Origin of the sequence: Actinoplanes sp. NPDC051633, from assembly GCF_040681735.1 — a bacterium.
In the GTDB taxonomy this organism is placed as follows: domain Bacteria; phylum Actinomycetota; class Actinomycetes; order Mycobacteriales; family Micromonosporaceae; genus Actinoplanes.
The window spans coordinates 1-5344 of record NZ_JBFAZH010000527.1 but is presented as its reverse complement, the minus strand read 5'-3'; the positions used below and the strand labels follow the sequence as shown (position 1 = coordinate 5344).

Sequence of the window (5344 nt, the reverse complement as noted above, 5' to 3'; positions counted from 1 at the left end):
CGCGGGCGGCGCCACCACCGGTGAGATCGCGCTGACGCTGCACGTCTCCGAGCGCACGGTGAAGCGGCTGACCGCCACCCTGCTGCGGAAACTGCGCGTGTCGAGCCGTGCCGAGGCCGCCGCGCTGGCCGGCAGCGCCGGCATCCTCTGACTCATGGCGGGCTGGTTGCCCCTGGAATGAATCAAATAACGCCCAAGGTGCGCAGCACCAGAAAAACGTTCAGCGCGATGATGAGCGCGGCCACCGCGGAGGCGATGACGGTCGTGGCGGGGCGGTTGCGGCAGTCGCCCATGATGTCGCGGCGCCGGGTCAGCCAGATCAGCGGGATCAGCGCGAACGGCACCCCGAACGACAGCACGACCTGCGACCAGACGAGCGCCTTCGTCGGGTCCACACCGATCACCAGGATCGCCATCGCGGGCAGCATGGTCAGCGCGCGGCGCAGCCACAGCGGGATCTGCCGCCCGATGAAGCCCTGCATCACCACCTGCCCGGCGTGCGTGCCCACACTCGACGAGGCGAAGCCCGAGGCGAGCAGCGCGAGCGCGAAGGCCAGGGCGGCGTAGCGGTCGAGGGAGACGCCGAGGCCGGCGTGGATGCCCTCGAGCGTGTCGGTGCCGGGCAGGCCCGAGCCGAAGAACAGCTGTGCCGCCAGCACCAGCATCGCCAGGTTGACCAGGCCGGCGGCGCCGAGCGCGATCATCGTGTCGCCGCGCTGGCACTTGAGGGCCAGCCGCCGGTCGGTCTCCGCGGTGCGGGTGGTGGTCAGCGCCGAGTGCAGATAGATGACATGCGGCATCACCGTCGCGCCGAGGATGCCCGCGGCCAGCACCACACTGTCGGTGCCGGCGAAGGACGGGACCATGCCGCCGGCCAGCGCGCCGCCGTCGAACCCGGCCCGCACGGTGTTGTAGAGGAAGCCGAGCAGGATCACGCCGAGCAGGCCGGCGATCGCCGACTCGTACCGGCGGACCCCGCGCTGCTGCAGGGCCAGCAGCCCGAAGGCGACCACGCAGGTGATCAGGCCGCCGACCGGCAGCGGGATGCCGAAGAGCAGGTACAACGCCAGGGCGCCGCCGATGATCTCGGCGAGGTCGGTGGCCATCGCGACCAGCTCGGCCTGCACCCAGAGCCCGCGCGACACCCGGCGGGACAGGTGCTCGCGGCACAGCTGCGGCAGGTCGCGCCCGGTGACCAGGCCCAGCTTCGCCGACAGCGACTGCACCAGCATGGCCATCAGGTTGGCGGCGACGATCACCCAGGCGAGCTGATAGCCGAAGGTGGCGCCCGCGGTGAAGTTGGTGGCGAAGTTGCCCGGATCGGCGTACGCGATGGCGGCGACGAACGCGGGACCGAACAGCGGCGCGACGCGGGACACGCGCAGCCGCAGCGGCCGGGTGACGGCGATGGCGGAATCCAGCACGACCATGCCTGTAGAGGTGCCCCGCCTGGGTGACACGAACGGGCCACGCCTCGGCCCGGGCGGGCCAGGGCCACGGGTAGCCACTGCTCGTAACCGAGTCCATCCCAAGTGGAGGAATCATGTTCAAGCACGTTGACTACCTGCAGTTCCAGGCAAAGCCGGAGAAGCCCGATGCGTTGTTCGCAGCCAAGCTGCAAGAGCTGGTCGGCGGGCAGTTCGGTGAGATGACCGTGATGATGCAGTACCTGTGGCAGGGCTGGAACTGCCGGGTGCCGGGCAAGTACAAGGACATGATCATGGACATCGCGACGGAGGAGATCGGCCACGTCGAGATGCTGACCACCATGCTCGCCCGGCTGCTCGAGGGCGCGCCGAACGAGACGACCGCGAAGGCTGCGGCCGCGAATCCGGCGCTGGCCGCGGTGCTCGGCGGCATGAACCCGCAGCACGCCATCGTGACCGGCGGCGGCGCGCTGCCCCGCGACGCGGCCGGCGTCCCGTGGAACACCGGCTACATCATCGCGAGCGGCAACCTGCTCACCGACTTCCGGTCCAATGTGGCCGCCGAGGCGCAGAGCCGGCTGATGACCAGCCGGGTCTACAACATGACCGACGACCGCGGGGTCAAGGACATGCTGCAGTTCAACCTGGCCCGGGACACGTGGCACCAGCAGCAGTGGTTGCTCGGCATCGAGCAGCTGATCGAGGACGGGTTCAGCGACCACGGCCTCGAGAACTCGAACGCCGAGGACGAGAAGGACTTCGCCCGGCGGACGTTCTACAGCTTCGACCCCGAGAGCACGGCCGGTGAAGGCCGCTGGGCCCGCGGGGAGTCGCTGCTCGGCGAGCAGATCGAGTACGTGCCGGACGCCCAGCCGCTGACCGACGACAAGCCGCTCGGCCCGGCCCCGGACCCGAAGCTGTTCGCGACCTACGGTGGCGACATGGGCAAGGGCAAGCCCGGCACCGGCGGGGCCGCCAACGCGCAGGGCATGGCGAACGTGGTCAACAAGATCAAGGGTGCGCTCGACTGACCCGGGATCACGGTGATCCAGCCGATGCGGCCGAGCCATGCGTCCTGCACGATGGGGCGCATGGCTACCGCGCATTCCAACGGCCTCGAGCTGGAGTACGAAGACTTCGGCGACCCGGGCGCCCCACCGCTGCTGCTGATCATGGGCCTCGGCGCCCAGCTCATCGACTGGCCGCTGGAGTTCTGCGAGCAGTTGGCCGGGCGCGGATACCGGGTGATCCGGTTCGACAACCGGGACGCCGGGCTGTCCGGCGGGCTGGACGAGCTCGGCGTGCCGGACATGGGGGCCATCCTCGGCGGCGACCTCGGCTCCGTGCCGTACCGCCTCTCGGACATGGCCGCCGACGTCGCCGGGCTGCTCGACGCACTGGAGATCCAGCGGGCGCACATCGTCGGCTGCTCGCTCGGCGGCATGGTGGCCCAGCAGTTCGCCATCGACTTCCCCGGCCGGATCAGCAGCCTGACCTCGATCATGTCGACGACCGGCGATCGGACCGTCGGGCTGCACACGCCGGAGGCCGGCGCGGTGCTCGGCCGCCCACCGGCGCCGAGCCGCGAGATCGCGATCGCGAACGGCGTGCTGTCGTCGCGGATCGTCGGCTCCCCCGCCTTCCCGGCGAGCGACGAGGAGCTGCTGCGCCGGGCCACCGCCAAGGTCGACCGCGCCTACCGGCCCGCGGGCACCGCCCGGCAGTACGCGGCGGTGGCCGGCTCGCCGGACCGGACCGTCGGCCTGCGCGACGTGAAGGTGCCGTCGGTGGTCATCCACGGCGCCGAGGACCCGCTGATCAACGTCAGCGGCGGCCGGGCCACCGCGGCCGCGATCCCGGGCGCCGAGCTGGTGGTCATCCCGGGCATGGGCCACGACCTGCCGCGCGAAGCCTGGGACCAGATCGTCGACGCGATCGATCGGACCGCCCGCCGCGGTTGAGCGGGCCGTACGCGGGTAGCCGACCGGCATGGGTGATCGGACGATCGCGGATCTGCTGGTGGAACGGTTGTCGCAGTGGGGCGTCGAGCGGGTGTTCGGCTACACCGGCGACGGCATCGATCCCGTGATGGGCGCGCTGCGCAGGGCAGGCAAGCCGGCCTTCGTGCAGGCCCGGCACGAGGAGGCCGCCGCGTTCATGGCGGTCGGGCACGCCAAGTACGAAGGCGGTCCCGGCGTCTGCCTGTCGACCCAGGGGCCGGGCGCCGTGCACCTGCTCAACGGCCTCTACGACGCCAAGCTGGACTCGCAGCCGGTGGTGGCGATCGTCGGACAGCAGGCGTCGACCGTCCTGGGCAGCGCGTACCAGCAGGAGATCGAGCTGGTCCGGCTCTTCGGCGACGTGTGCGCCCAGTTCGTGCAGACGGCGTACGCGCCGGAGCAGGTGCCGATGCTGATCGACCGCGCCTTCCGCGCCGCCCTGGCCACCCGCAGCCCGGCCTGCGTGATCCTGCCGCACGACGTGCAGTCGGCCCCCGCGCCCGACCCGCAGGCGCACGAGCACGGTGTGATCATGACCGGTCCGGGACTGCGGCCGGCCCGGGTGGTGCCGCGGGACGAGGACATCCACGCCGCCGCCGAGGTGCTGCGGTCCGGCGAGCGGGTCGCGATCATGGTGGGGCAGGGCGCGTACGGCGCGGCGGACGAGATCGTCGAGCTGGCCGATCGGCTGGGAGCGGGCGTCACGGCCTCACTGCTCGGCAAGCCGGTGCTCGACGAGGACCTCCCGTTCCACACCGGTGTCATGGGCCACCTGGGCACCACGGCCAGCGAGCAGCTCATGCGCGAGTGCGACACGCTGCTGCTGGTCGGCACCAACGACCCGTGGACCGAGTTCTACCCCAAGCCCGGCCAGGCCCGCGCGGTGCAGATCGACATCGATGGGCGGCGGCTCGGCGGGCGTTACCCGCTCGAGGTTCCGCTCCTCGGCGACGCCGCCGAAACGCTGCGCGGCCTGCTCGCCGAGCTGCCGCCCACGCCCCGCAACCGCCCGTGGCGGGACCGGGTCGAGGCCTCGGTGCGGCGCTGGCGGGAGATCGCGTCGGCCCGCGCGGCCGCCCCGGCCGAGCCGCTGAACCCCCAGCACGTGGTCCGCGCGCTGAACGGCCGGTTGCCCGCCGATGCGCGGGTCGCGGTCGACGTCGGCTCGGTCGTCTACTGGTACGCGCGCCACCTGCGCCTGCCGGCCGGCGTGCCGGCGCACCTCTCCAGCACGCTCGCGTCGATGGGCTGCGGCCTGCCGTACGGGCTGGCGGCGAAGCTCGGCGCGCCGGACCGGCCGGTGGTCGTCCTGACCGGCGACGGTGCGATGCAGATGACCGGCCTCGCCGAGCTGGTCACGGTGGCATCGCGGTGGTCCGGCTGGGCCGACCCGCGGTTCGTGATCTGCGTGCTGAACAACCGGGACCTCGCCGAGGTGAGCTGGGAGCAGCGCGAGATGGAGGGCGAGCCGCGGTTCGACACGTCGCAGCAGCTGCCGGACGTGCAGTACGCCCGCTACGCCGAGATTCTGGGATTGCGCGGGCGGCGGGTCACCGACCCGGCCGACCTCGAGAAGGCGTGGGCGGAGGCGTTCGCGGCGGACCGCCCGTTCGTCATCGACGCGGTGGTCGACCCGGCGATCCCGCTGCTGCCGCCGGGCCGGCCGTTCGAGATGGTCGAGTCGATGTACCAATCGCTGGCCGCCGAGGGCGGCTCCACCGCCGACCGGGCGCTGGCCCACCTCCGCCGCGAACGTGCCGACGAGGGCTACGACGACCCGACCGGCTGACCGCGCCAAGCGAAAAGTGGTTGCCCACCCACTCGTCGGAGGGGCGGACGCGTGGCGGGGCTACCACATCGGGTTGCGGCCCAGCGGCAAGCGAAAGTTGTATCCCACCGGCCGATCGGACCCAAGGA

5 protein-coding genes are annotated in these 5344 nt (G+C 72.0%); 4 read left to right on the top strand and 1 reads right to left on the bottom strand.

Annotation, left to right across the window (positions count from 1 at the left end; translation table 11 throughout):
• Positions 1 to 151, top strand: a 151-nt coding sequence (locus AB0M20_RS25735) for a LuxR C-terminal-related transcriptional regulator (RefSeq protein WP_364302341.1), incomplete at its 5' end; no start/stop codon positions are given.
• A 31-nt stretch (positions 152 to 182) separates the two neighbouring features.
• On the opposite strand, the gene AB0M20_RS25730 is transcribed toward AB0M20_RS25735, so the two are convergent.
• Positions 183 to 1430, bottom strand: a complete 1248-nt coding sequence (locus AB0M20_RS25730; protein WP_364302339.1) for an Nramp family divalent metal transporter — start codon at positions 1428 to 1430, stop codon at positions 183 to 185.
• 113 nt (positions 1431 to 1543) lie between these two features.
• Here AB0M20_RS25730 and AB0M20_RS25725 point away from each other — a divergent pair, with 113 nt between their 5' ends.
• From AB0M20_RS25725 to AB0M20_RS25715, 3 genes are read left to right on the top strand one after another with little or no spacing between them, the layout of a single operon-like run.
• The gene (locus AB0M20_RS25725; RefSeq protein WP_364302337.1) at positions 1544 to 2458 is read left to right on the top strand and encodes a manganese catalase family protein; all 915 of its coding nucleotides are present in this window, start codon (positions 1544 to 1546) and stop codon (positions 2456 to 2458) included.
• A 60-nt stretch (positions 2459 to 2518) separates the two neighbouring features.
• A complete protein-coding gene (locus tag AB0M20_RS25720; RefSeq protein ID WP_364302335.1) occupies positions 2519 to 3388 on the top strand; it encodes an alpha/beta hydrolase in 870 nt (289 codons plus the stop codon).
• 28 nt (positions 3389 to 3416) lie between these two features.
• The gene (locus AB0M20_RS25715; RefSeq protein ID WP_364302332.1) at positions 3417 to 5216 is read left to right on the top strand and encodes a thiamine pyrophosphate-requiring protein; all 1800 of its coding nucleotides are present in this window, start codon (positions 3417 to 3419) and stop codon (positions 5214 to 5216) included.
• Positions 5217 to 5344: the final 128 nt, after the last annotated feature.

What these genes read in the sequence shown, in the direction of transcription:
- AB0M20_RS25730 (WP_364302339.1), bottom strand. Translation starts at nt 1,430, where the DNA reads ATGGTCGTGCTGGATTCCGCCATCGCCGTCACCCGGCCGCTGCGGCTG.
- AB0M20_RS25715 (WP_364302332.1), top strand. Translation starts at nt 3,417, where the DNA reads ATGGGTGATCGGACGATCGCGGATCTGCTGGTGGAACGGTTGTCGCAG.
- AB0M20_RS25720 (WP_364302335.1), top strand. Translation starts at nt 2,519, where the DNA reads ATGGCTACCGCGCATTCCAACGGCCTCGAGCTGGAGTACGAAGACTTC.
- AB0M20_RS25725 (WP_364302337.1), top strand. Translation starts at nt 1,544, where the DNA reads ATGTTCAAGCACGTTGACTACCTGCAGTTCCAGGCAAAGCCGGAGAAG.